The organism is Streptomyces sp. LZ34, assembly GCF_053890475.1.
In genome coordinates, this window is record NZ_CM132680.1 from 8,094,598 (window position 1) to 8,120,026 (window position 25,429).

General features: G+C 73.3%; 23 protein-coding genes. 15 read left to right on the forward strand and 8 right to left on the reverse strand.

Annotation, left to right across the window (positions count from 1 at the left end; genetic code table 11):
* Positions 1-15 precede the first annotated feature (15 nt).
* Positions 16-1,308 (forward strand): M6 family metalloprotease domain-containing protein, encoded by a 1,293-nt coding sequence (locus tag ACWY4P_RS34085; protein WP_456204386.1) that lies wholly within the window; start codon positions 16-18, stop codon positions 1,306-1,308.
* A 12-nt stretch (positions 1,309-1,320) separates the two neighbouring features.
* On the opposite strand, the gene ACWY4P_RS34090 is transcribed toward ACWY4P_RS34085, so the two are convergent.
* Together ACWY4P_RS34090 and ACWY4P_RS34095 are read right to left on the reverse strand one after the other, a co-directional pair.
* Positions 1,321-2,046: an ABC transporter permease gene (locus tag ACWY4P_RS34090; RefSeq protein ID WP_456204387.1), complete on the reverse strand. Its 726-nt coding sequence runs from the start codon at positions 2,044-2,046 to the stop codon at positions 1,321-1,323.
* Positions 2,046-3,062 (reverse strand): ATP-binding cassette domain-containing protein, encoded by a 1,017-nt coding sequence (locus tag ACWY4P_RS34095; protein WP_456204388.1) that lies wholly within the window; start codon positions 3,060-3,062, stop codon positions 2,046-2,048. Before ACWY4P_RS34095 ends, ACWY4P_RS34090 begins: the two co-directional genes overlap by 1 nt.
* Before the next feature lie 263 nt (positions 3,063-3,325).
* Between ACWY4P_RS34095 and ACWY4P_RS34100 the strand changes: the two genes are divergently transcribed.
* The 3 genes from ACWY4P_RS34100 to ACWY4P_RS34110 all read left to right on the forward strand — a co-directional run bounded on the left by ACWY4P_RS34100 (position 3,326) and on the right by ACWY4P_RS34110 (position 6,474).
* Positions 3,326-4,969 carry an AMP-binding protein gene (locus ACWY4P_RS34100; RefSeq protein ID WP_456204389.1) on the forward strand — a complete coding sequence of 548 codons (1,644 nt, stop codon included), beginning with the start codon at positions 3,326-3,328 and terminating at the stop codon, positions 4,967-4,969.
* A 173-nt stretch (positions 4,970-5,142) separates the two neighbouring features.
* Positions 5,143-5,847, forward strand: a complete 705-nt coding sequence (locus ACWY4P_RS34105) for a 4'-phosphopantetheinyl transferase family protein (RefSeq protein WP_456204390.1) — start codon at positions 5,143-5,145, stop codon at positions 5,845-5,847.
* 21 nt (positions 5,848-5,868) lie between these two features.
* Positions 5,869-6,474: a response regulator transcription factor gene (locus tag ACWY4P_RS34110; RefSeq protein WP_404746610.1), complete on the forward strand. Its 606-nt coding sequence runs from the start codon at positions 5,869-5,871 to the stop codon at positions 6,472-6,474.
* A 37-nt stretch (positions 6,475-6,511) separates the two neighbouring features.
* On the opposite strand, the gene ACWY4P_RS34115 is transcribed toward ACWY4P_RS34110, so the two are convergent.
* The 3 genes from ACWY4P_RS34115 to ACWY4P_RS34125 all read right to left on the reverse strand — a co-directional run bounded on the left by ACWY4P_RS34115 (position 6,512) and on the right by ACWY4P_RS34125 (position 10,505).
* Complete coding sequence (locus tag ACWY4P_RS34115; protein WP_456204391.1) at positions 6,512-7,753, reverse strand: sensor histidine kinase; 1,242 nt, start codon at positions 7,751-7,753, stop codon at positions 6,512-6,514.
* A 218-nt stretch (positions 7,754-7,971) separates the two neighbouring features.
* Entirely contained in the window at positions 7,972-10,392 is a 2,421-nt protein-coding gene (locus tag ACWY4P_RS34120; protein WP_456204392.1) for a TOMM precursor leader peptide-binding protein, read from the reverse strand.
* Complete coding sequence (locus ACWY4P_RS34125) at positions 10,341-10,505, reverse strand: hypothetical protein (protein ID WP_456204393.1); 165 nt, start codon at positions 10,503-10,505, stop codon at positions 10,341-10,343. Before ACWY4P_RS34125 ends, ACWY4P_RS34120 begins: the two co-directional genes overlap by 52 nt.
* A 253-nt stretch (positions 10,506-10,758) precedes the next feature.
* Between ACWY4P_RS34125 and ACWY4P_RS34130 the strand changes: the two genes are divergently transcribed.
* From ACWY4P_RS34130 to ACWY4P_RS34155, 6 genes are all read left to right on the forward strand, one after another.
* Entirely contained in the window at positions 10,759-11,583 is an 825-nt protein-coding gene (locus ACWY4P_RS34130; protein WP_456204394.1) for an AfsR/SARP family transcriptional regulator, read from the forward strand.
* Positions 11,584-11,840: 257 nt separating this feature from the next.
* Entirely contained in the window at positions 11,841-12,617 is a 777-nt protein-coding gene (locus ACWY4P_RS34135; RefSeq protein WP_456204395.1) for a cyclase family protein, read from the forward strand.
* Between the two features lie 133 nt (positions 12,618-12,750).
* Complete coding sequence (locus ACWY4P_RS34140; protein ID WP_456204396.1) at positions 12,751-14,070, forward strand: beta-ketoacyl-[acyl-carrier-protein] synthase family protein; 1,320 nt, start codon at positions 12,751-12,753, stop codon at positions 14,068-14,070.
* Positions 14,067-15,296 carry a ketosynthase chain-length factor gene (locus ACWY4P_RS34145; RefSeq protein WP_456204397.1) on the forward strand — a complete coding sequence of 410 codons (1,230 nt, stop codon included), beginning with the start codon at positions 14,067-14,069 and terminating at the stop codon, positions 15,294-15,296. Before ACWY4P_RS34140 ends, ACWY4P_RS34145 begins: the two co-directional genes overlap by 4 nt.
* Before the next feature lie 114 nt (positions 15,297-15,410).
* Positions 15,411-15,695, forward strand: a complete 285-nt coding sequence (locus tag ACWY4P_RS34150; RefSeq protein WP_319694271.1) for an acyl carrier protein — start codon at positions 15,411-15,413, stop codon at positions 15,693-15,695.
* 11 nt (positions 15,696-15,706) lie between these two features.
* The gene (locus ACWY4P_RS34155; RefSeq protein ID WP_456204398.1) at positions 15,707-16,909 is read left to right on the forward strand and encodes a nucleotide disphospho-sugar-binding domain-containing protein; all 1,203 of its coding nucleotides are present in this window, start codon (positions 15,707-15,709) and stop codon (positions 16,907-16,909) included.
* Between the two features lie 37 nt (positions 16,910-16,946).
* Here the strand turns inward: ACWY4P_RS34155 and ACWY4P_RS34160 are convergent, their stop codons facing one another.
* Positions 16,947-17,843: a helix-turn-helix transcriptional regulator gene (locus ACWY4P_RS34160; RefSeq protein WP_456204399.1), complete on the reverse strand. Its 897-nt coding sequence runs from the start codon at positions 17,841-17,843 to the stop codon at positions 16,947-16,949.
* 99 nt (positions 17,844-17,942) lie between these two features.
* Between ACWY4P_RS34160 and ACWY4P_RS34165 the strand changes: the two genes are divergently transcribed.
* Positions 17,943-18,737: an NAD(P)H-dependent oxidoreductase gene (locus tag ACWY4P_RS34165; RefSeq protein ID WP_456204400.1), complete on the forward strand. Its 795-nt coding sequence runs from the start codon at positions 17,943-17,945 to the stop codon at positions 18,735-18,737.
* A gap of 12 nt (positions 18,738-18,749) precedes the next feature.
* Here the strand turns inward: ACWY4P_RS34165 and ACWY4P_RS34170 are convergent, their stop codons facing one another.
* A complete protein-coding gene (locus ACWY4P_RS34170; RefSeq protein WP_456204401.1) occupies positions 18,750-19,964 on the reverse strand; it encodes a nucleotide disphospho-sugar-binding domain-containing protein in 1,215 nt (404 codons plus the stop codon).
* Between the two features lie 4 nt (positions 19,965-19,968).
* Entirely contained in the window at positions 19,969-20,436 is a 468-nt protein-coding gene (locus ACWY4P_RS34175; protein ID WP_456204402.1) for a nuclear transport factor 2 family protein, read from the reverse strand.
* Between the two features lie 211 nt (positions 20,437-20,647).
* On the opposite strand from ACWY4P_RS34175, the gene ACWY4P_RS34180 reads away from it, so the two are divergent.
* The 4 genes from ACWY4P_RS34180 to ACWY4P_RS34195 are packed head-to-tail and all read left to right on the forward strand — an operon-like array spanning position 20,648 to position 25,428.
* A complete protein-coding gene (locus ACWY4P_RS34180) occupies positions 20,648-21,433 on the forward strand; it encodes an SDR family NAD(P)-dependent oxidoreductase (RefSeq protein ID WP_456204403.1) in 786 nt (261 codons plus the stop codon).
* A 12-nt stretch (positions 21,434-21,445) separates the two neighbouring features.
* A complete protein-coding gene (locus ACWY4P_RS34185; protein WP_456204404.1) occupies positions 21,446-22,417 on the forward strand; it encodes an aromatase/cyclase in 972 nt (323 codons plus the stop codon).
* Positions 22,410-24,665, forward strand: coding sequence for an AMP-binding protein (locus ACWY4P_RS34190; protein ID WP_456204405.1), 2,256 nt, complete (start codon positions 22,410-22,412; stop codon positions 24,663-24,665). Before ACWY4P_RS34185 ends, ACWY4P_RS34190 begins: the two co-directional genes overlap by 8 nt.
* A complete protein-coding gene (locus ACWY4P_RS34195; RefSeq protein ID WP_456204406.1) occupies positions 24,655-25,428 on the forward strand; it encodes an SDR family oxidoreductase in 774 nt (257 codons plus the stop codon). Before ACWY4P_RS34190 ends, ACWY4P_RS34195 begins: the two co-directional genes overlap by 11 nt.
* The last annotated feature ends 1 nt before the right edge of the window (position 25,429 follow it).

Sequence of the window (25,429 nt, forward strand, 5' to 3'; positions counted from 1 at the left end):
GTCCGGGAGGTCGACATGGCGCGTCCTCAGCTACCCGAGGGGGTGGGCCGACTCCCCGAGGGGGTGGGGCGCCAGCCTCGGCTGCGCCGCACCGGGGCCGTGCTCACCTCCCTCAGTGCCATGATCGCGACCACTGTGGTGTCGGGCCCCGCCTTCGCGGCCGGCGCGGGCGGACCGTGCACACTCGAACGCACCGGCGCCCACCACTCCGAGGGCGTGGACACCTGGAACACGAGCTACCCCCACCCCGTCCGCACGCTCCACGCGGCCATGGTCTTCCTCTCCTTCCCGGACGCCACGCCCAAGGTGACTCCGCGACGGCTGGCCGCCGACCACATCCCCGCGACCACGGCATTCTTCCGACGTGCCTCATACGGGCAGTTCAGACTGCGGGTGCACGCCGCGAAGCGGTGGATCACCATGCCCGAGGCGTCCACCTCGTACGCCATAAAGCGTGACTGGAACGCCGGGCGGCGGGCCGCGTATCTACGCGACGCCATCGCCGCCGCCGACCCCTCGACCGACTTCGGCCGCTATGACGTCGTCTACCTGGTCGCCGACCCCGACGCCCCGGGCGTGGACGCCGACGCGACAAAAGTGGTCAACTTCGAGCAGCCGCTGCGCGCCGACGGCGTCGAGCTGCGCCGGCTCGTCACCGTATTCGAGAACCACCCGCCGGACCGGAATGTGCTGGCCCATGAGACCGGCCATGTCTTCGACCTCCCCGACCTCTACCACCGGCCGAAGAGCTCCGATGGCGAAGGCGACTGGGACACCTACGTCGGGGACTGGGACCTGATGGGCAGCCAGTTCGGACTGGCGCCCGACCCCTTCGGGTGGCACAAGTGGAAGCTTGGATGGCTGCGCCCGCGCCAGGTGCAATGTGTGCGCGCCCCCGGCGCGACCCTGCACACCCTCGAACCCCTCGGCGCGCCCATGGCGGGCGGCAGCCCGGCCGCCGACAGCCGCACCCGCCTGGTGGTGGTCCGCACCGGCCCCACCACCGCGCTGGCCATCGAGGCACGCGGCGCGTACGGCAACGACGCCGGCACCTGCACCGAGGGCGTGCTGGTCTACCGCGTGCGCAACGACACGGCCTCGGGCGACGGCCCGATCGAGGTGCTGGACGGCCACCCCGGCACCGGGGCGTGCTGGAACGAGTCGGTCTACCCCGAACTCGCCGACGCGACGCTGGGTGTCGGCGAGGCCCTGTCCGCGCGTGGGGACAACGTGCGTGTGACCGTCACCGGACGCACCACGGGCGGCGGCTGGACCGTGCAGGTCGACCGCAAGGCGCGGCCGACCTAAAGGGGCCTCGGTTCACCTTGAGTGGGTGCTCTTCCGGTACGAGGAGGCCGCATACGCGCCGAACACCGCGAACCACCCCGCCAGCACCACCACCGCCCCGACCGCCGGCAGCGTGCCCTCGGACACATCCCATCCCAACTGCGCGAAGCGATTCGTGGGCGTCCACTCGGCGATCGAGCCGAACCAGTGCGGGAAGGAGCTCAGCGGAATCCACAGCCCGCCGATGATGGACAGCCCCATGCTGGCCGCCGTGTTGACCATGCCCGTGCTCTGAGCCGACAGACGGTAGCCGTTGCCGAGGCCCAGCAGCGTGAACGGCAGGGTGCCCAGCCACAACACCGCCACCAGGGCGAGCACCCGCAGGACCGGCATCCGAACCCCGTTGACCAGGAACCCGGCTCCCAGCACCGCCACGATCGACGGCAGCACCACCAGCGAACCGGTCACCGCACGCGCCCCCACCACCTCCAGCGGCGTCAGTGGCGTGATCCGCAGCTGCCGCAGCCAGCCGCGCCCCCGGTCCTCCGCCACGCCCGTGCCGTTCGCCAGGGCCGCGCCGAGCGCGCCGTACGCCGCCATCCCGATCATCGCCGAGGTGTCATGGGCTCCCTGGTCGCCGTCCCCGCCGCCGACGTTGGTGAAGAGCAGATACATCACCACGGGCAGGGCGACCCCGAAGGCCAGGAAGGCGACGTCGCGGGTGATCCTGCGCAGCTCCAGCGCGATGGATGTCAGCATCAGACCACCGCCTCCTCTCGGTCCTCGTAGCCGTCGTTCTCGTACCCGTCGCCGGCCCCGTGAGCCCGCGAGCCGTCCTGGGCCTCCTGGCCCTCCTGGTCGTCCGGGCCGTCCCTGCCGGTGGTGAGCGCGACGAAGGCGTCCTCCAGCCGGGACACCCGCACCTCCAGATTCCGTACGTCCCCGCGCTCGGCGAGCGCCAGCACCGTCGCGTCCGATTCGGCGGTGCGCAGATACGCCCGGCCCCGCCGGATCTCGACGCTCGTCACCCCCGGGAGCAGTTCCAGCCCCTCGGAGGAGCGGTCCCCCAGGTCGAAGGCGACGACATTGCCGCCCACCGTCCGCTTGATCTCCTCACCCGTGCCGTCCGCCACCTTGCGGCCCTTGTCGATCACCACGATCCGGTCGGCGTTCTCATCGGCCTCCTCCAGATAGTGGGTGGAGAACAGGACCGTGTTGCCCCGCGCCGCGTAGGAATGCATCGCCGTCCAGAACTCGCGCCGGGCCCCCACATCCAGCGCGGCCGTCGGCTCGTCCAGCACCACCAGCTCCGGCCCGCCCGCCATGGCGAGCGCGAACCGCAGCCGCTGCGCCTGCCCGCCGGAGAGCCGGTCCGCCCGCCGTTCCGCGAGTTCGGTCAGCCCCGCCAGCTCCAGCGTCTCGGCGACCGGCAGCGGCCTCGGGTAGGTGCCTGCCACAAAGGCGACCAGCTCGCGGACCGTCACACGGGTGATCAGCGCACCCTCCTGGAGCATCGCGCCGATCCGCCCCGAGCGGACCGCCGCCTCCGGCGTGTCGCCGAAGAGCCGCACCCGGCCCGCGCTCGGCGGCAGCAGTCCGAGCAGTATGCCGATCGAGGTGGACTTGCCCGCGCCATTGCGGCCGAGCAGGGCGATCGACTCGCCGCGCCGGATGGTCAGGTCGATGCCCTTCACCGCGCGCACCGCGCCGTAGTGCTTCGCCACGTCGGCGAACTCCACCACGGGCGGCGGCGCTGTCATCGCTGTACTCGTCATGGAAGAGACGCTACGGACCGTGACGGGGTGGCGACAGTGCCGACAGTCCGCAGTACAGCAGGACAAATGTCATGGTGCGAGGCATGACCTGCCCAGGTTTGCTTCTTGTCCTATGACCTGCCCAAGTTCGAGCCGCCTTCGAGCCGCAGCCCCGACACTCCCTTCGAGCCGCCGCCTCGCTGTCTCGACACCTCGATGCCCCCTCTACCGAGGCAGCGGGGCGGTGTGGGGCCGGGGTCCCGTCAGGCGCTGGGGAGACGAGAATGCACCGACATGCGAATCTGGCCGAGGCCCTGATGGACCGGGCCATGCTGTGCGCCGCCGACGAGGCGCTGGTGTACCCGGCCGAAGGCGGCGGCGAACAGCGGATCGGCTACGCCGCCCTCGACGCCCACGCCCGCGCCGTATCCGCCTGGCTGCGCGCCCACGACGCGCCCGGCCGCCGGGTGCTGCTCGTCCTCGACCCCGGGCCGCACGCGGCGGCCGCGCTGCTCGGTTGCCTGTACGCGGGGGCGGTCGCGGTCCCCGTCCCCGCGCCGACCGCCTCCCGCACCGAGGCGGAGCGCACCGCCGCCATAGCCAAGGACGCGGCCGTGGACCTGGTCCTGACCGAGACCGCACACGCCACGGAGACCTCGCGCAGGCTTTCGCTCGTCGGCCGCACCGGCATCACCTGCCTGGCCGTGAACGGCCTCCGCCCGCACGCCCACACCGCCATACCCGACGCCGCACCCGACACCACACCCGTGCGCACCACGCCCGACAGCCTCGCCCTCCTCGCGTACGACGCCGGGCCGGCCACCGCGCCGCGCGGGGCGCTGATCACCCACGGCAACCTCCTCGCCGCGATGCCCGCCCTGCGCCAGGCGCTGGGCACCGGCCGCCGCTCCCGGATCGGCGGCTGGCTGCCGCGCCACCACACCCCCGGCCTCGTCGGCCAGTTGCTTCACCCGCTGTGGCTCGGCGCCACCGCCGTACCCCTGCCCGTACGCCCACACCTCGCCGACCCCGTCGCCTGGCTGCGGGCCCTCAGCCGCCACGGCATCACCCACACCGTCGCGCCCGACACCTGCTACGCCCGCTGCGCCGCCGAGGCCACCGACGAGCAGTTGGCCGGGCTCGACCTCTCCCACCTGCGTACGGCGCTCAATGCCGCCGAGCCGGTCTCGGCCGCGACCATGGCGGCCTTCCACCGCCGCTGCGCGGCCGCCGGGCTGCGCCCCGGCACTCTGATCGCCGGATACGCCCCGGCGCAGGCGGCGCCGTTCCTCACCGCCGAGGGCCGGGGCCCGGCGCCCGGCCTGGACCTCCGCGTCGTCGACCCGTCGACCCGCCGGCGGCAGCCCGACGGCGTGGCCGGTGAGATCTGGGTGCGCGGCCCCGCCGTGGCCGCCGGCCACTGGGGCCGCCCACCCGGCACCGAGGCCGCGGGCGGATTTCTGCGCACCGGCGACCTCGGCATCGCGCGGGGCGGTGAGATCCGGATGACGGGCCGCGCCCATGAAGGCGGCCTCGCCGACAGCCTCATGGTGGACGGGATGACCCTGCATCCACAGGATGTGGAGCGCGAACTGCTGCTCTGCGGAAGGCCGTTGGGGTCCGCCCGAGTGTTCTGTGCGGGGCCGGGCACCGGGCCCCTGGTGGTGGTCCAGGAGGTCGGTACGGCAGGCGGTTCGCACGCCGTGCTCGCCGGGCTGGCCGGGCGGGTACGCGACCGCGTGGCGGAGGAGTTCGGCGCCGCCACGGGTGGGGTGCTGCTGGTCCGCCCCGGTACGGTCCGCCGCGCCGGATCCCACAAGGTGCCCCGCGCCACGCTCCGCGAGCAGTTTCTGCGGGGAGAAGTCCGGCCGCTGTACCAGGATTTCACGCCCTTGCCGCACGAGCCCGCCGCCGGAGGCGTGGCATGACGGCGGACGGGCCACCCCCGCCCCCGGCCCCGTCCCCGCAATCATCCCCGCCACCCCTGCCGCTGACCGGGCCCGACGGCCCCTGGCGGCCGGTGCGGGAGACATACGCCGCGCATGGCCGGGCGGTCGTCCACGGCCGGTGGCGGGAGTGGCTGCCGGCCGGCCCCCAGGACGTGGCGCTGGACCCGGGCCTGCGCGGGATGCTCGACGACCGCGACCGGCGGCGCCTGCGCACACTTCCCCGCCCGGCGGCCCGCGGACGCTTCGTGGCCTCGCGGCTGCTGCTGAAACACCTCGTCGCGGCGGTGTCGGGCGCCACGCCCGAGGCGGTGTGCCTCGCGTACGAGCCGGGCGGGCGGCCGTACGCCAGCTGCGTGGGGACCGGCCGGGTGGAAGTGAGCCTCAGCCACACCGGGGAGCTGCTCGTCGCGGGCGTCAGCCGGCGCGGCCGCATCGGTGTGGACGTCGAGGCGGCTGGGCGGCCGATGCGGTACGCCGATGTGGGCCGGCGGCTGTGCGCCCCCGCCGAGCGCGCGGCGCTGGCCGGTCTCGCGGAACCGGAGCGCGAGCGGGCGTTGCTGCGGCTGTGGACATTGAAAGAGGCATATACGAAAGCGCTGGGGCGCGGAATGCGACTGGCATTCGCCGAATTCGAGTTCGGTGTCGTCGTATCGTCCGGCGTATCGGGCGGCGGATGGCGGTTCGCCGTTTCTGACGTGGGCAACGGTCATCCGACAAGCGGCCACCCGGCAGGAAGTCATCTTATAAGCTCGGTGTGGTGGCAGCACGAGTGTTCGGTGGGCGGATTCGGCCGAGAATTGGTGGAGCGGCCGAGAAGATTTGGGAATAATCGTATGCGGGCATACGACGGGGGTTGAGCAGGCAGGGGCAGGGGCGACGTGGTCAGAGTGCTGATAGCCGAAGACATGCACATGCTGCGCAAGGCACTTGTCGCACTGCTGGAATTCGAGCCGGACATCGAGGTCGTCGCCGAGTTCTCAAGCGGCGCCGAAATCCTGCCGCGTGCGAAGGAGCTCCGCCCTGATGTCGCGGTCCTCGACATCGACCTTCCCGGCATGGACGGCCTGACCGCCGCCGGCGAGCTGCACACCGCCGTGCCCGAGTGCCGGACGATGATGCTCACCAGCCTTGGCAGGCCCGGCAATCTGCGCCGCGCCCTGGCGGCCCATGTCTCGGGCTTTCTGCTCAAGGACAGCACCCCGGACAAGCTGTGCGACGCCATCCGCGCGGTCGCGAAGGGCGAGCGGGTCATCGACCCGCAGCTCGTCCTCGCCGCCCTGGACGACAAGCCGCAGCCGCTGACCCCGCGCGAGCTGGAAGTGCTGCTGCTGGCCTCGCAGGGGGAGGGCTCCGCGCAGATCGCGGCCCGGCTCTACCTGTCCGTGGGTACGGTGCGCAACTATCTGACGTCCGTCGTCACCAAGCTCAACGCGCGGAACCGGGTGGATGCCATCCGGATCGCCCGCGAGGCCGGCTGGCTGTGACGGCGACGCCACCGCGCAGGCTGTGACGGCGACGCCGCTACGCCGTCACAGCCGAGCCGTACTCGTCCTCCGTACCCCGCTCGCGCCCCTCCGGGGCTGAATCCACGGGCAGTTCGAGCTCGGCCCGGAGCTCGAACCAGCCATCGTCCCGTACGCCCGCGCGCAGCCGCCCGCCCAGATTCTCCAGCCGGACCCTGAGGTTGCCGATTCCGCTGCCGCCGTCCGACCTGTCGGAGCTGTCCGCGCGCAGAATGGTCGAGGGCTTGCCCACCCCGTCGTTGGCGAGCGTCAGCCGGACGGTCCGGTCGGTGCGCCGCGCCTCGATCGTGCAGTGCTCCGCCTTGCTGTGCCGCAGCACATTGGTCAGCCCTTCCCGCAACACGCTGGCCAGCACGGTGTCCACCAGGCCGGGCAGCTCCCCGCAGTCGACCTCGGCCGTGGTGCTGATGCCGACCGCGCCCAGCATGGACTTGGCCGTTCCGGCCTCCGCGGACAGCGACATGTTGCGGTATCCGCTGGCCACCGCCCGTACGTCCGCGAGTGCTTGGCGCGAGGTCTCCAGGATCTCGGAGAGCTCCTGCTGGGCGCGGGAGTCCTGCGGTGGCACCAGGCGGTGGACGAGTTCGCACTTGAGGGTGATGGTGGACAGGCTGTAGCCGAGCAGGTCATGCAGATCGCGGGCGAACCGCAGCCGCTCCTGGGCCACCGCCAGGCGGGCCAGCTCGGCCCGCGACCGGGACACCTCGGCGACCAGCCCGGACAGCCGCGAGAGGCCGAAGACCACCAGGCCGGTCAGGGCGGTGGAGACGGTGGTGTACGCGACCTCGCCCCACCCGAACCCCACCTGGAACAGCAGCACATCGGTGCACCCCATGATGGCGGCGAAGGCCACCCAGGACAGCGGGGGACCCAGCACCAGCAGCGAGGAACCCGCCAGGAACCCCGGCATGCCGAGCCAGGCGTGCTTGAACACCGCGAAGGGGAGGAAGGTCAGCAGCGCCTGTAGCCCCAGCGTCCAGTGCCGGGCCCCACTGAGCCTGGGCGCGAGCCCGGGGAAGGAGTGCGTCAGCTGAAGCCCCAACAGGGCGGCCAGTACGGGGAGCAGCGCCAGCATCAGCAGCGCGGCGTCCAGGGCCCGTCCCGACGGGCGCGCGTCGACCACGTAGGTGACCGCGACGCAGAAGTAGCCCACGAGCACCACCGCCGTGATCACCACGGCCAGGCGCGGCGCGAGATCGTCGCGGTAACGAGCCGAGTCGCTCCCGGCATCGTCGGGCAAGGGAGTGCCCTGCACTCGTCCTCCGGATGGTCGGGCCGGATTGGGTAACTTGCCCGAGAGTATCCGATCTTTTCCGGCCGTGGAGAGGTGACGTAGAACGCTGACAGTACACAGAGGGTTACTTGAGCTCACAGTCGATCACAGTCGATCAAAGTCGCCGGCAGAGGATGACAGGGGATGGCAGCGGATGGCAGGGGATGACAGGGCATGGCAAGGGATTACAGAAAAAGGGGGACGGGATTGAGACGGTGGTAGGGGGTCGGTTCGGCCAGCCGCCCCAGGGCCACCGGCGTATGGAAGAGCCGACCGGGCGCGAAGCGGGCCCAGTGCGGGCGCAGCCCGGGCACCAGCACCTTCGCGACGGGCAGCCCGACGTCCGGCCGCGTCTGGTCCAGTACGAGCAGCTCCATGCCCCGCCCGCGGACCGACTCGACTATGAGGTCCAGGGCGTCGGCGCCGTCCGGACCGGGTATGCCCGCGCCCTCCGCCACCGCCCCTGACGGGGCCAGATAGGGCTGGTTGGCGACGGTCGCGGTGCGGAACCAGCGCAGCGCCTCCGGGTCGGCCGTCACGCCGTACCCGCCGCCGTCCGCGCGGGCCTCGACCACGGGGGGCAGCATCTGGTTGAGCTCGGTCAGGGCGTGACGCAGCGCGGTGTGCCGGTCGAAGTGGGCGCCGAAGCCCAGGGTGATGTCCTCGGTGGGCTTGTCGGTGCGGCGGGAGACGGCCGCCACCACGGGGATGCCGAAGTCGGAGGTGAGGTCGAGCGCCCACACCTCGCGCCGCAGTCGGGCGTGGACGCGGCGCAGTTCGGCGATCCACGGGTCGTCGTAGGCGTCGAGGTCGAGCGCCGGCTGGCGCGTGCGGTTGTACCACCACAGGGCGACCGCGTCCCGCTCCACCAGCTCCAGGAAGCCCCGCAGCACCGCGTCGGCCAGACTGCCCCCGGCGGCCGCGCCGTTGGAGTCGGCCCGGCAGTAACGCCGCCCGGCCGGCTGGGGCGTGCCGTAGTACAGCAAGGCGGTGGGCAGCAGCCGGTGCCGCTGTGCGGTGAGCGACCACACCGGCGTCCAGTCGAGCTCCGCCCGCTCGTCGAACGGATCGCAGACCCGGTGGCGCGCGGAGGTGCCCCGGTCGCTGAACTGCCGTGGGTCGAAGAGCTGCACCGCGTCCGGGTGCACGGCGTCGTCGGGGTCCAGATCGCGGTAGCGGGCGCGCTGCCGGGGCTCGTCCCCCTGGAAGTGGCCGCTGTAGTGCTCCAGCGCCTCGCACAGCGCGCTCGCCTGGGCCTGCTCGGAGGTCATGCCCTTGCCGTGGGCGGCGGTGCGCAGCCCGGCCCGTACGGCGTCGAGGCCGGGGGACGCCCCAGGGCCGGCGGTGGCGGCGGGGCGGCCGGGGCCGGCGGTGGCGGCGGGGGTGAGGTCGACGGTGGCGTACGCGGGGTGCCTGGCGTGGAAGCAGTTGAGGAAGGCGGGCCCGCGCGGGTCTCGGTCGATCTCGCTCACCAGCCCGGTCACGGGGCTGATCAGATGCCCGTACGTCTCCATGATCCGCCACGGTGGGCTGTCGGCGATCTGCCACGGGGTGTCGCTGTCGCGCGCGGCCAGGGTCAGGGGCGCCCGTATCCGCGCCGCGACCAACCGCGGGTCGCCGCAGGCGGGGCACTGAGGGCGGCGGCTCACCGCGTGGTGTTCCAGGGCGGAGGTGAGGGTGTCCAGCGTGCACAGCGCCCGCTGCCCCGGATGGCGGTGCCCGGCCAGCCAGGTGGCCGCTTCCAGCGCGGCCAGCTGGAGCGCGGCGGCGCGGCTGGCGGCCAGCGACGCGGGCGGGCGCGGCACCGGGCCCTGACGGCCGAGTCTGTGCTGGAGGTGTGCTTCGGCCTGTCGTCGCCGCCACAGCCGGTCGGCCAGGCAGGACCAGCACGGGTCGTCCTGGGCGCCGAGGAACGGGCCGATCCACGCCGTCGTGCCGACCGGTTTGACCGGCAACCAGCGGCGGCCGGACGCCCGGTGCTCGGCGTCGAGCGCCGCGAGGCGTGGATCGAGGTAGTCGTCACACACCACAAGAGTGAGATAGGCGTCGTCGTGTTGACGCTTCTCGATTTGACATGCCCCGTGTCTCTCTCCGTCTCCCTCCACGGCGCGGATGCCCGCCGCCCGCAGCGCTTGGACGGCCTCGTCCCGCTCGGTGCAGCCGAGGGCCACGGGGGCCACCACGGCGGACTGGAGGCCGCCGGCGCAGGGCGCCCTCGGGATGGCGGCGGGGGCCGGGGCGGGGGCGGCGGTCACGCCGGCCAGCCCCCAGTACGCGTCCTCGGGGCGTGGGTGGCGTCCGCGCTCACACACCAGCCCCGCCTCGCACAGCCGGGCGATGACGCGGGCGACCAGCGCGGCGGCATCGGTGGGATCGGTGCGTACGTCGGCCTCGGCGAGGATGCGCTCCAGGTCCCTGGAGCCGTCGAGCAAGGGGGCGAGCGTCTCGGCCGTCCGTCCGTGCAGCGCCGTGACGCCGCGCTCCGAGACGAGGTAGACGGCCTCGCCCGGCACCTGCTCGACCCGTAGGTGCGGAGAGAAGCCCAATGTGCCCATCAGCCGGCGCTGATGGTGCAGATGCAGATTCCCGGCGCGGGCGCGGGCCATGCCTCGGCGGAGAGGTCCTCGATGACCAAGTCGTCGACGCCCAGGTCGGCGGGGCCGGGGCCCGCGGCGCACAGCGCCGAGGGACTCGCGGGGATGGGTGATGTGTCGGTCATTGGGGCTCTCCTCAGGGTGAGAGGCGGTCCTGGCAAGGAGTCTGCGATGACGGATCCACGGCTTGCCAGTGCTTTCCTCATAACCAGGGTGTGAACTTGTCATGACCTCCGCCTCACAGGACTCATGCACGGTTCGGGAGTCCGGCACTGGCCGTGCCCACCACCCACACGCGAGGCTCATATGTGCCTCACTGGCAGGGCCGCGCGGCCACAGAGGCACCTGATGGACCGTCTGACGGAGGTGTACAGGACCATGGAAATCAAGGTGTTGGGGCCGCTGAGCGTCGAGGCCTGCGGTCAGTCGATCGTGCCCAGCGCGGGCAAGCCGCGGCAGATCCTCGCACTGCTTTCCGTGTACGCCAACCAGATGCTTCCGGTGCCCACCCTTATGGAGGAAATCTGGGGCGCGCAGATGCCGCGCAGCGCGCTGACCACGCTACAGACGTACATCCTTCAGCTCCGGCGCAGACTGGCCGCGGCGTACGGCCCGCAGGCGCCCGAGGCCTCGAAGAACGTGCTGGCCACGCGGTACGGCGGATATGTGCTGGAGGCCCAGCCGGGCGCGGTGGACATCCACGAGTACGACCGGCTGGTGGCCGCCGGGCGGGACGCGCTCGACACCGGTGACGACGTCGAGGCCTCCTTTCTGTTCCGCGAGGCGCTGGCCGTCTGGCGCGGTCCCGCCCTCGTGGACGTGCGCGTCGGACCGATCCTGGAGATCGAGCTGGCCCGGCTGGAGGAGAGCCGGCTGGGGGTCCTGGAGCGTCGGATCGAGGCCGACCTACGCCTCGGCCGCCACGCGGAACTCCTCACCGAACTCACCGAACTGACGGCCCGACATCCGCTCCACGAAGGGCTGCACGCCCAGTGCATGGCCGCCCTGTACCGGTCCGGCCGTCCGTGGCAGGCGCTGGAGGTGTACCAGGGGCTGCGCGGCCGACTCGTCGAGGACCTGGGGCTCGAACCCTCCCCGCGGCTGCAGAAGCTACAGCAGGCGGTGCTCGCCTCGGACCCCGCACTGGACCTGGATCTGGGCGTGCAACTGCGCCGCCCCGTGCTCGACCTGTTCGCCGCGTAGGCCCCAGCCGCTCCCCCTCGTCCCTCAGCTCTCAGCCCTCAGTTCGTTTCCGCACCGCACCATCGCACCTCCCCTGGACGCCCGGCGCCGCCCTTCTTGCCGGGTCGGCTACGGCTCCGCTCCCCGACACCCCCCGCGCGGGAGAGCGGAGCCGTAGTGCTGTCCGCGCCCGTTTCCGGCCGTTCCAGCCGTATTCCAGGCGCTCCTGACACCGTCCCGGCGATGACCTCGCCCAACGCCAGTCATAGGGGGCCGCATTGCGCATCATCGACCTGTCGACACCGGTGGACGCCTCCGGCTGGGAGCCGGATCCGCTGGTCCACGAGATCATGACGCCGGCCGATGCGGCCCGCCACATGAGCGAGGAGATGCGCGAACACTTCGGCATCGAGTTCGACCCGTCCGAACTGCCGGGCCAGGAGCTGCTCTCCCTGGACACGCTCACCCTGACCAGCCACACCGGCACACACGTCGACGCCCCCGCGCACTACGGCTCCACCGGAGCGTACGGAGTGCCCCGCACCATCGACCAGATGCCCCTCGACTGGTTTCTGCGCCCGGCCCATGTCCTGGACATCACCGCCGCGGATCCGGAAACCCGCACCGTCGGCGTCCCGCACCTCGAGAAGGAACTGGCCCGCATCGGCTGCCGGCCGCAGCCGCTGGACATCGTCCTGCTGCGCACCGGCGCCTCCCGGTGGGTCGGCACATCCAGCTACTTCACGGAGTTCACCGGCCTCGACGGGCCCGCCACCGACTTTCTGCTCGACCTGGGTGTCCGCGTCATCGGCACCGACGCGTTCAGCCTCGATGCCCCGTTCTGCGACATGATCCGCCGCTACCACGCCACCGGCGACCAGTCGGTGCTGTGGCCCGCCCACTTCGCCGGCCGCCGTCGCGAGTACTGCCAGGTCGAGCGGCTGGCGCGGCTGGAAACCCTGCCGCCCACCGGGTTCCGGGTCGTCTGCTTCCCCGTGAAGATCGCGGGCGCGGGCGCCGGCTGGACCCGGGCGGTGGCATTGCTGGACGAGTGAGGCGCGCGCCACCCACCGTCGCGGCGCTCCGTCCCGAGTCGAGCGCGGGTTGAGAGCGGGGCGGCACTGTCGCAGCCGAAGGGCGCGCCGCTGTCGAAAAGGCGGCACCGAGCAGGAAGGTCGAACCGACGTGATGCATCAGCGCGTTATCGATCGACGGGGGAGGCGTCGGGTGGCGATCACCGGGATAGGCGTGGTGGCCCCGGGCGGCGTGGGGGCCAAGGAGTTCTGGTCGCTGCTGACCGAGGGCCGCACCGCCACCCGCGCCATCTCCCTCTTCGACGCCACCCGCTTCCGCTCCCGGATCGCCGCCGAGGCCGACTTCGATCCGCACCATGAGGGCCTGACCCCGCAAGAGGTACGCCGGATGGACCGCGCCACGCAGTTCGCGGTGGTCGCGGCCCGGGAGGCGGTGTCCGACAGCGGCCTCGAGGCGGCCGGGGCGCTGGCCACCGCCGGGCCCGATCCGTACCGCGCGGGTGTCACCGTCGGCAGTGCGGTCGGCGCCACCACCAGCCTGGACACCGAGTACCGGGTGGTCAGCGACGGCGGTGCGAAGTGGCTCGTCGACTACACCTACGCGGTGCCGCACCTCTTCGACCACTTCGTGCCCAGCTCCTTCGCCGCCGAGGTCGCCTGGGCCGTGGGAGCCCAGGGACCGGCGTCCGTGGTCTCCACCGGCTGCACCTCGGGCCTGGACGCGGTCGGCCACGCCGTCGAACTGATCAGGGAAGGCAGCGCCGACATCATGGTCGCGGGGGCCACCGACGCGCCCATCTCCCCGATCACGGTCGCCTGCTTCGACGCCATCAAGGCCACCTCGCCGCGCAACGACGACCCCGAGCACGCCTCGCGCCCCTTCGACCGCACCCGCAACGGCTTTGTGCTGGGCGAGGGTTCCGCGCTCTTCGTCCTCGAGGAGCTGGGTCTGGCGCGCCGCCGAGGCGCCCATGTCTACGCGGAGATCGTGGGCTTCGCGTCCCGCTGCAACGCGTACCACATGACCGGGCTGCGCCCCGACGGCCGGGAGATGGCCGAGGCCATCCGCGTCGCCCTCGACGAGGCCCGGCTGCCGGTGACGGCCGTCGACTACATCAACGCCCATGGCTCCGGCACCAAGCAGAACGACCGCCACGAGACCGCCGCCTTCAAGCGCGCCCTCGGCGAGCACGCCCGGGCCACGCCCATCAGCTCGATCAAGTCGATGGTCGGCCACTCGCTGGGCGCCATCGGCTCCCTGGAGATCGCCGCCAGCGCCCTGGCCATCGAGCACGGTGTCGTACCGCCCACCGCCAACCTCCACGAGCCCGACCCCGAGTGCGACCTCGACTACACCCCGCTCGTCGCCCGCGAGCAGCGCATCGACACGGTGCTGAGCGTGGGGAGCGGGTTCGGTGGTTTCCAGAGCGCGATGGTGCTGGCCCGCGAGGGGCTGGAGAGGGGTACGTGGTGAGCGCCGTGGCCGTGTTCACCGGCATCGGCGTCGCCGCGCCCAACGGCCTGTCGACCCCGGTGTGGTGGAAGGCCACCCTGAACGGCGAGAGCGGCATCCGCCCCGTCAGCCGCTTCGACGCCTCCGGCTACCCGGCCCGGCTCGCGGGCGAGGTGCCCGGCTTCGACGCCGCCGAACACATCCCGAACCGCCTGCTCCCGCAGACCGACCACATGACCCGCCTCGCTCTGGCCGCGGCCCAGGAGGCGTTCGACGACGCGGACACCGACCCCGCCCAGCTCCCCGAGTACGCTGCCGGGGTCGTCACCGCCAGCTCGGCCGGCGGCTTCGAGTTCGGCCAGCGCGAGCTGGAGGCGCTGTGGAGCAAGGGCGGGCAGTACGTCAGCGCGTATCAGTCCTTCGCCTGGTTCTACGCCGTCAACACCGGCCAGATCTCCATCCGGCACGGGCTGCGCGGGCCCAGCGGCGTCCTCGTCACCGAGCAGGCGGGCGGCCTCGACGCGGTGGCCCAGGCCCGCCGGCGGCTCCGCGGCGGCAGTCGGCTCATCGTCACCGGCGGTGTGGACGGGGCGATCTGCCCATGGGGCTGGACGGCGCAGCTCGCGGGCGGCCGGCTCAGCCTCGCCGACGACCCCACCCGCGCCTTTGTGCCCTTCGACGCCGCCGCCCGTGGCTATGTGCCGGGCGAGGGCGGGGCGATCCTGATCCTGGAGGAGGCCGCCGAGGCCCGCGCCCGCGGCGCCCGCGTGTACGGCGAACTGGCCGGTTACGCCGCCACCTTCGACGCGAAGCCCGGCCGCGACACCCGCGGTGTCCCCGGACTGCGCCGCGCCGTCGAACTCGCCCTCGCCGACGCCCGCCTCGCCCCCCACGACATCGACGTCGTCTTCGCCGACGCCTCCGGCGTACCCGACCTCGACCGGGCCGAGGCGGAGGCCATCACCGCCGTCTTCGGGCCCCGGCGGGTGCCGGTCACCGCGCCCAAGACCATGACGGGGCGGCTGTACGCGGGAGGGGCCGCCCTCGACCTCGCCGCCGCCCTGCTCGCGATCCGCGACGCGCTCATCCCGCCGACCGTGAACGTCACCCGGCTCGCCGAGGGTCTCGAGCTCGACCTGGTGACCGCGGAGCCGCGCCCCTGCCCCGTACGCGCCGCTCTGGTGCTGGCCCGCGGCCGCGGCGGCTTCAACGCCGCAGCGGTGGTCGTCGGGGCCCAACCCCACTGATCACAGCCCCCACCGAGCGCGGCCCACCGTTCGCAGCCCCCACTGTTCGCGGCCTGTTCGCGGCCCGCTGTTCGCAGCCCACTGATCGCAGCCCCAAGAGAGAGGCACCACGAGATGACCCAGATGACCCAGATGACGCTGTCCGAGCTGACCACCCTCCTGCGCGAGTGCGCCGGCGAGGACGAGACCGTCGACCTCGACGGAGACGTGCTCGACACCCCCTTCACCGACCTCAACTACGACTCCCTCGCGGTCCTCCAGACCGTGGGCCGCATCGAGCGGGAATACGGCGTTCTGCTGGCCGACGACACGGTCGCCGAAGCGTCCACGCCCCGGCTGCTCCTTCAGTACGTCAACGCGGGCCTGACCGAGGCGCGCACCCGCCCCGCCCAGGCCTAGGGGGCACTGTCATGCGCGTACTCATCGTCGTCACCCCGGTCAGCAGCCACCTTCAGCCGCTCGTCCCCCTGGCCTGGGCGCTCGCGGGCGCGGGCCATGAGGTGATGTGCGCCGGGGAGCCCGGGGCCGTGGAGGCGGCGCGCTCCGCCGGCCTGCACACCCTCGCCATCGAGACCAAGCCGCTGCCCGCCGACGCCCCGCCCCCGGCTCCGGCCCGGCCCACGGGCGGGGCGCCCGCGGCGGTGTGGGAACCCGACTGGGAGGCGCTCGCGGTCCGCTGGCGGGCCCGGGTCGGCCGGGTGCTCGACGGATATCTGAGGTTCGCCCGTGAATGGCGCCCCCACCTCGTGTTATCCGACCCGGTCGAGTTCTGCGGGCCGATCGTCGCCGGCGCCTTGGGCGTTCCGTCGGTGGTCCACCGCTGGGGCACCGACATCCTGACCACGCTGGCCCGCGGCCCCGCCCGTACCGCGCTGCGGTCCGTGTGCGAGCGGGCGGGGACCCCCGGGGGGCTGCTGCCCGACCCCGATCTGCTGCTCGACCCCTGTCCGCCGCTGCTGCGCCACCCCCGGGCGGCCCCGGCCAGGCCGGTGCGCTTCGTGCCGTACAACGGCCCGGGCAGCTACCCCGCCTGGGGGCTGCCGCACTCGCCGGAGCGGCGGACCATATGTGTGTCGTTCAGCACTCAGACGATCGAGCAGTCGGGGATGGCCACCCTGGAGGCCACGGCCTGGGCGTTCGAGGGGCTGGAGGGGGTACGGGGCGTGTTCACCCTGCCCCGGGCGCGCGCCGAGGAGCTGGGAACGCTGCCCGCCAACGTACGGGTGATCGAGCCCACCCCGCTGTCGCAGCTCCTGACGCGCTGTACGGCCCTGGTCCACCACGGCGGATCCGGCACCGGGCTGACGGCTCTGCACCACGGCCTGCCCCAGCTCGTCCTGGCCCCGCCGCTGCCCAGCCTCGGCGTCTACGCAGAACAGATCGCGGCCTGCGGCGCCGGCCGGTCGCTCGACCCCGGTGAGCAGCGGGACCCCGAGGTGATCCGTACGGCGCTCCGCGAGCTGCTGGACGACCGGTCCTACCGGGCGGCGGCGGGCCGGGTACGCGACGAGATGGCCGCCATGCCGGCCCCCGCCGAGGTGGTCGCCGAGCTGGAGGAGCTGGCCGGGGCGCGCGTCGCCGCGTCGCGGGTCGCCCGTTCGCGCGCGGCCTGAGGACGCACGGCATCCGGCGCGGGCCTGAGGGCGGGACTCACGTGGCCACCGGCACTTCACGTACGGCGGTGGCCAGCCGGGCGAGGGCGGTGGCCTCCCGGCTGCCTTCCTCGGCGCCGAAGACATGCACCATCAGGCCCGTCTCGCCGGGCGTGGCGGGCACGTGCAGCGTCTCGTAGTTCAGGGTGAGCAGCCCGGCCACGGGGTGCCGCAGCCGCTTGCGGCCCGCCCCGCACATCACGACCTCGCCGGTGGCCCAGACGCGCCGGAAGTCGGCGCTGTGCGTGGACAGGTCGGTGATGAGCGTGGCCAGGTCCGCGTCGTCGGGGTAGCGGCCCGCGGAGACCCGCAGCTGGCCCACGCTCTCCGCCGCCCGGTCCTCCCATTCGGGGAAGACGGTCCGGGACGCGGGGTCGAGGAAGAAGTACCTGGCCTGGTTCCGGTCGCGGCGGCCCTGGTCGGCCAGGCCGCCGATCAGTTCGCCGCCCAGGTCGTTCCAGGCGAGCACGTCGAGGCGGTGGTTCGTCACAAAGGCCGGGACGTGGGCCATGGCGTCGAGGACCTGCCGCAGCAGGGGGCTGACCCGGGCCTCGGGCGGGGGCCCGCCCCTCGTGCCGGCCAGGGTGGCGAGGTGCCTGCGCTCCGCCGCGTCGAGGCCGAGGGCCCTCGCGAGCGCGTCGAGCACCTCGGGGGACGGCTGGGTGGCGCGGCCCTGTTCGAGGCGGACGTAGTAGTCCACGCTGATCCCGGCGAGCTGCGCCAGCTCCTCGCGGCGCAGCCCGCGCACGCGCCGGCGCCCGCCGCCGGCGATTCCGACGTGCTCCGGCGCGACGCGCGCCCGGCGGGCGCGCAGAAAGCCGCCGAGCGCCCGCCGGGTGTCCCCGACCCCGTCGATGCGGTTGTCCACGCTGTCCCTGCCGCCCACGCTGTCCATGCGTTCCAGTATGGGTGGCCCTCGCAATACCAGGATTGCCGTTCCGCCGGTAACACAGGGTGCTGGCTACGGTGCCGCGCCCGGGAGAGCGTGGTGCGCATGACCGAAGCCACGCCGCAGCGGCGGAAGAAGATCCTGATCGTCAGCGCCCACCCGGAGCCCCGCTCGCTCAACGCCTCCCTGACCTCGTTCGCGGCCGAGGAGCTGCGGGCCGCGGGGCATGAGGTGCGGGTGTCCGACCTCTACGCGATGAAGTGGAAGGCGCAGGTGGACGCCGACGACTTCCCCGACCACACCGCGGACCGGCGGCTGGATGTGCTGACGGCGTCGGGGGAGGCCACGCTGGCGGGGCGGCTGTCGCCGGACATCGCGGCGGAGCAGGAGAAGGTGCGCTGGTCGGACGCGGTGATCCTGCAGTTCCCGATGTGGTGGTTCTCGGTGCCCGCGATCCTGAAGGGCTGGATCGACCGGGTGTTCACCTTCGAGTTCGCCCATGGCCCGGCCGTCCCCCCGCCGTACAGCGAGGGTGTCCTGGCGGGGCGGCGGGCGCTGGTGTCGGTGACGGTCGGTGCCCGGGAGTCGGCGTTCGCCGACCGGGGCATCCACGGGCAGCTGTCGGACGTTCTCTTCCCGCTCCAGCACGGCCTGTTCTGGTTCACGGGCATGGCGCCGCTCGAACCGTTCGCGCTGTACGACTCGCTCGACGTGTCGGAGGAGCGGTTCGAGGCGGTGAAGCGGGAGTACGGGCAGCGGCTGGACCGCCTCTTCACGGACGAGCCGGTCCCGTTCCGGACCCTCACCGGGGGCGACTACGGCCGCGACATGCGCCTGCTGCCGGGCGTGGAGGCGCCCGGGACGAGCGGTCTTGACATCCACGCCCGCCCGCGTGGCTGAGCGCGCCAGGGTCTAGGCCGCCGCTGCCTCCTCCAGGGCGGTGACGCGGTCGGCGGGGCTGGGCATGCGCAGCATGTCCGTACGGAGGCGGGCGGCGGCGCGGGCGTGGCGGGGGTCGTCCACCAGGGCCTCGACCGCCTCGCTGACGGCGACGGGGTCGGACTGTCGTGCGGGCGGCAGGATGAGCCCGGCGCCATGGCGGTGCAGGCGTTCGCCGATCTCGGCGGTGACCGGGATCTGGGGCAGCACCAGCTGTGGGGTTCCGGCCGCGGCCGCCGTGAGGCCGGTGCCCGAGCCGCCGTGGTGGACCACGGCCGCGCAGGTGGGCAGCAGCTCGGACATGGGGAGGCCCACCGCGACACGCGCCTTCTCCGGAGCCGCGGTCAGCTTCCGCGCCTGGTCGGCGCTGATCGCCAGCACCACCTCCAGGCCCCGGCCGGCCAGGGCGTCGGCGGTCCGGGTCAGCAAGGGGGACAGGGCGCCGGGGCGGACCTTGTGTCCGGAGACCCCCGCCGTGATGCACACCCGCGGCCGGGCGCGCTCCTCCAGCACCCAGCGCTCCACGTCCCCCGGGCCGTTGTACGGGACGTAGCGCACATCGAGCCGGGGGCGTGGCGCCGGGTCGGGGAGCCGCAGCACGGGCGGGAAGGGGTCGAACCAGGCGGTGGGGCCGGAGCGCGGGGGCACGCCATGGCGCTCGAAGAGACGCGGGTAGCCCGGCAGCGGGCGGGCGCCCAGCTCGTGGTGTTCCACGCGCATGACGGTGGCCGTGCCCCAGCCGTGCCCGTAGGCGGGGACACCGAGCGCGGCGGCGGCCACCGTGCCCGCGAAGCACAGCGCGTCGTGGACGACCACATCGGGCCGCCAGTGGCGGGCGAAGGCGAGGAGGTCCTCGGCCATCGCGTCCGCGACCATGAGCTGCTTGTCGGCCAGCGCGCGGAGCACCGCGTGCTGGGTGTCGTCCAGCAGCCCGGGCCGCGACGCCCAGCCCTCCGGCCAGCGGCCGGGGCTGCGCCAGGGCGCGAGGTCCGCGCGGCTCCTGATCTGCTCCACGGCGACGTCCCGGCCGACGGGCACCCCGGTCAGCCCGGCGCGCGCCGCCGACGCCATGCACGAGGGCGGGGCGGCGAGCCGTACCTCGTGCCCGGCGGCCCGGCAGGCCCAGGCCAGCGGCACCAGGCTGAACAGATGGCCCGGCTCGGCCCATGTGGCGAACAGCACCCGCATGTGATCAGTCCAGGTCGTCGCGGTGGACCCGGCGGTCGAGCACCAGCCATCGGCCGTTCCGCCGTACCAGCAGGTCCGCGCAGGTGGTGGACGCCCGCAGCACGGACTGCCCGGCGCGCGGGGTCTCGAGGACCTGGGCGTACGAGCGGACGAAGACGGTGTGCTCGTCCTTCGGTTCGAGCGAGAGCATGCCCAGCCAGTGGCGGCGCCGGACGCCTCGCGCGGCGAAGTCGTCGGTGGCCTGCCGGGCGCCGGCGGCGATGGCCGCCCGGCCGGTGAACGGCTCGGGGTGGGCGTTGGCGGCGAAGACGCCGTCCTCGGCGAAGGTCTCCGCCCAGGCCTCGGCCTCGCCGTCGTCGAGCAGCTGCATCTGGCGGGCGTAGAACTGCTGGATCTCCGCGTACAGCTCGGCGGGGCCGGCCGGGCTTGCGGGGCCTGCTGGTGCGGTGGCGGGGCGTGCCGCGACGGTCATGGCGGTCCCTCTCTCCCTCATGCGCTCGCTTCCGGTGTGCTTCCGGTGTGCTTCCCGGTGTGTCGCGCAGCAGCGTCGCCGCGGGCCCTCGTACGCCCCTTGACGGGCGGTCGAACGGCCCGCTCGACCGCCGTGCGATCGAGGATCGAGAGCCCCCGGTCACTCTTCGGTGCAGACAACGCAACCAAGGAGCCCGGGGAGGACGACGCGCATGACGAGCGACGAGCGGCGGGTGGCACTGGTCACGGGAGGCACGAGCGGAATCGGTCTCGCGGTGGCGCGGGGCCTGGCGGCGGCGGACTTCGCGGTCTTCATCTGCGCGCGGACCGCCGAGTCCCTGGAGATGACCGTCAAGGAGCTGCGGGCCGCGGGCCACGAGGCCGACGGCGTCCCCGCCGACGTGAGCAGGCGGAAGGACGTACGCGACCTGGTGGCGGCCGCGACCGGGCGGTACGGCCGGATCGACGTCCTGGTCAACAACGCCGGGCGCAGCGGCGGCGGCGAGACGGTCGGGCTGGCCGACGAGCTGTGGTACGACGTGATCGACACCAACCTCAACGGCGTCTTCCTCACCACGCGCGAGGTGCTGGCCGAGGGCGGGATGCGGGAGCGCGGCTGGGGGCGGATCGTCAACATCGCGTCCACCGGCGGCAAGCAGGGCGTCGTGCTCGGCGCCCCGTACTCGGCCTCCAAGCACGGCGTGGTCGGCTTCACCAAGGCGGTCGGCCTCGAGCTGGCCAAGACCGGCATCACGGTCAACGCGGTCTGCCCCGGGTATGTCGAGACGCCGATGGCCGAGCGCGTCCGCCAGGGGTACGCGGCGGTGTACGACACCACCGAGCAGGCCATCCTCGAACGCTTCCAGGCCAAGATCCCGCTCGGCCGCTACTCCACGCCACAGGAGGTGGCGGGCCTGGTCGGCTATCTGGTCACCGACACCGCCGCGTCCATCACCGCCCAGGCGCTCAACGTCTGCGGCGGGCTGGGGAATTACTGAGGAGCGCGTGCCGTGACCACCACCGAGACATACCTCACCACACACGCCATCACCGTGCTGGCGCCGGCCCGCACCGTGTACGGCATCGTCGCCGACGTCGCCGACTGGCCCCAGCGCTTCGCCCCCAATGTGCACGTCGAACACCTGGAGCGGACGCCCGGCGGCGAGCGGCTCCGGATCTGGGCCACCGCGGGCAGCGTGGTGAAGAACTGGACATCGCGCCGCGAGCTGGACCCGGACGGGCTGCGCGTCACCTTCCGGCAGGAGGTGTCCGCGCCGCCGGTGGCGGCCATGGGGGGCGAGTGGATCGTCACCGCCCATGGCGAGAACGTGTCCCGGCTGGAGCTGCGCCATGACTTCCGCGCGGTCGACGACGACCCGTCGGGTGTCCGCTGGATCACCGCGGCGGTGGACCGCAACAGTGAGTCCGAGCTGGCGGCGGTCAAGGTGCTGGCCGAACTCGGCGACCAGTTAGGGCAGTTGGAGTTCTCGTTCGAGGACACGGTGTTCACGTCGGGTGACGCCGCGCTGGTGTACGACTACCTGTACCGCGCCGATCTGTGGCCCGAGCGGCTGCCGCACGTGTCCCGGCTCGACCTCAAGGAGGACCCGGCTGACGACGCGGCCGAGCCACGTGTCCAGGTGATGGCGATGGACACCCGTACCGCGGACGGCTCGGTGCACACCACCGAGTCCGTACGGGTCTGCTTCGGGCCGGACCGCATCGTCTACAAGCAGACCACCGTGCCCGCGCTGATGACCGCGCACACCGGGAGCTGGACGATCACCCCGGCGGGTGACGGGGTGGCCGTCACCTCCCGGCACACCGTGATCCTCAACCCGGCGGCGGTGGAGCGGGTGCTCGGCCCGGACAAGACCGTCGCCGACGCCCGGACGTATGTGCAGCGCGCGCTGAGCACGAACAGCACCACGACGCTGCGCCACGCGCGGGCGTTCGCGGAGGCGGCGGCCACTCGTGGGTGAGGGGAGCGGCGGGGCCGGGGCGGTCGGCGGGACCGAGCGGCTCGACGGGCTGCCGGCCGAGGCGGCCCGGGCCCATCCCGCGCGGACCGCGCTGGTGTGGGGCGGAGACGCCCCGGGCCGCGGGGCGGCGGCGCTGGACTTCGCGGGTCTCGACCTGCGGGTGTCGCGCGCCGCGTACGCCATGCGCCGGCTGCTGCCGGGGCGGCAGAGCGCGTCGGTGGCGGTCGCCTCCGTCCTGCACCCGGACTTCGCCGTGGCCTACTACGCGGCCGCGCGCAGCGGAAACGTGGTGGCGGTCGTCAATCCGCTGCTGCGCGAGGAGGCGCTGCTGCACACCCTGTCGGTGAGCGAGGCGCGGCTGGCGTTCGTGGACGCCGGGCTGTACGCGCGGCTCGCCCCGGTGCGCGACCGGCTGCGCGCGCTGCGGGAGGTGGTGCTGATCGGCCCGGTCGCGCCGGGGGCCCACTCGGACGTACCGCGCCTGGACGATGTACTGGAGAGGCGGACGCTCGCCGGGCCGCCCGGCGCGGTGGGCCCGGACGACGTGGTGTGTGTCCAGTTCACCAGCGGGACGACGGGACTGCCCAAGGCCGTCCGGCTCACCCATCGCAACCTGGTCGTCAACGCGGCGCAGGTCGCCGAGGCACACCGCGTCGGCCACGGCTCGGTCGCCCTCAACCACCTGCCCACCTACCACCCCATGCACCTCAACTCGGCCGTGTTCGCGGGCGCCACGCAGGTGTTGTGCGCCGCGCCGGACCCGATCGACGCGGTCGAGGCGGCCAACCGGCACTCCGCCACGCACTTCTACAGCCTCCCGGTCCGCCTCGCCCGGCTCGCCGCCGACCCCGCCAGCAGCGCGGCCGGGATGGAGCTCGCGACCGTGCGGCAGATCGCGTCCGGCGGGTCGGCGCTGCCGGTGCGGGACGCGGCGCGGCTGGCCGAGCGGTTCGGGGTGCCGGTGTTCCAGGGATACGGGCTCGCCGAGACCTCCCCGCTGACCCACAGCGACGACCCCGGCCACCCGGTGCCCGGCTCGGTGGGCCGCCCGGTGGCGGGGACCGAGTGCCGGGTCGTGGACGTCGAGCGCCGTACGGTGTCGGCGCCCGGCGAGGCGGGAGAGGTGCAGGTGCGCGGCCCGCAGGTGATGAAGGGCTACCTCGGCGGCCCGGACGGCACCGGCCTGGAGGACGGCGGCTGGTTCTCCACCGGCGATGTCGGCCGGATCGACGGGGAGGGGCGGCTGTTCCTGGTCGACCGGCTCGGGGACACGTTCAAGTGCGACAACTTCCTCGTCGCGCCGACGGAGATCGAGCAGGTGCTGCTCGGCCACGAACTGGTCCGGGAGGCCGTGGTCTTCGGCCTGCCGGACGCGGCGCGGGGCGCGCTCGCCGCCGCGCTGGTGGTGCTCCGGCCGGGTGCGGACGAGCCGGCCGCCATCGCGGCGGCCGTGGCCGATCAGCTCCCGTACTACCAGCGGCTTCACCACATCGAGGCGGTGGACGCCATCCCGCGCAACGCGAACGGAAAGGTGCGGCGTCGCGCCCTGCGCGACGCCCTCCTCGCGCGCCTCCAGCCGCGAACCCCCGCCCACGCCACTGTCCGAACCCAGGAAGGCCGTACCGTGGACCACCCGACCGGTCTGTTCACCGTCATCAACACCTTCACGCTCAAGGACCACGGCCGAGCCGATGAGTTCGAGCGGCGCTTTCTCGACCATGTGGCGTGGATGCGCGCCCAGGAGGGCTTCGACTCGCACCAGGCGGTGCGGCTGGTGGAGCGGCCCGGGGTGTACGTCAACCTCGGCCGCTGGCGCTCGCCCGAGTTCTTCCAGCGGGTGCGGGGCAGCGAGGTGTTCCAGGCACACGCCAAGCAGTTCCACGAACTGGTGGAGGTGGACGCCGACCCGTCCCGCAACGTGCTGCGTACGGGCGGCGATGTCGCGGAGGGCGCGCCGGTGGTGGTCGTCGAACGGCTGGGCGTTGAGGGGGCTGGGCTCAGCCTGGACGCGTTCGACGACTCCTACCGGGAGTACGCCCGTGTCCTGACGGCACGGCCGGGCTTTCTGCACGCCGACTTCAGCCGGTCGCTGACGAGGCCCGGCAGCTACACCTTCGTCACCTGGTGGTCGGATGCGGACGCCTGGCGAGCGGCCCGCGCCGACGCCCCGGCCTTCGGCACGGCCGAGTGCGCCGTGCACCTCGCCGCGCGGGCCGCGGCCCCGAAAGCGGCAGACCGTGTTGGTTGAGGCGGCCGAACCGGCGACGCTGGGGCTTGACGGGAAGGTCGCGCTGGTGACGGGGGCGACGCGCGGCGTCGGGTTCGCGGTGGCCCACAAGCTGGCCGCCGCGGGCGCCCAGGTGATCCTCGACTACGCGCACAGCGAGGCGGACGCCGAGCGCGCGCTCCGCGACCTGTCGGGCCTCAAGGGCAGCGCGATCGCCCGGCGGGCGGATGTGACCAGCCCCGAGCAGCTGCACGCGCTGCTGGCCGCGGTGCGCGAGCGGTACGGCCGGCTGGACATCTTCGTGCACAGCGTCGCGTCCTGGCACCCGATGCCGGCGGTCGGGGCGCGCCCCGAGGACGTACGGGCCGACCTCTCGGCCGCCCTGGACCCGCTGCTGTACGGCGCCTCCGCGATCGCCGAGCTGATGGCGGGCGGGCCCGGGCGGATCGTCGCGGTGTCCAGCAGCGGGGCCCACCGGGCCGTGCCGCGCTATGTCGGCCCCGGCATCGCCAAGGCGGCGCTGGAGAGCCTGGTGGGCTATCTCGCCGTGGAGCTGGCGGGCCGCCACATCGCGGTCAACGCGGTCGCCACCGCGAAGCTCGACAAGGGTCCTGACACCCCCGACCCGGCGACCGCCGCGGCCCTGGCCGCGCGCACGCCCGGCGGCCGGCTGACCACGCCGCGGGACGTCGCCGATGTGGTGGCCCTGCTGTGCACGGCGGAGGCGGGCTGGATCCAGGGCCAGGTGATCACCGCGGACGGCGGCCTGGGGCTGCGCGCGTGAG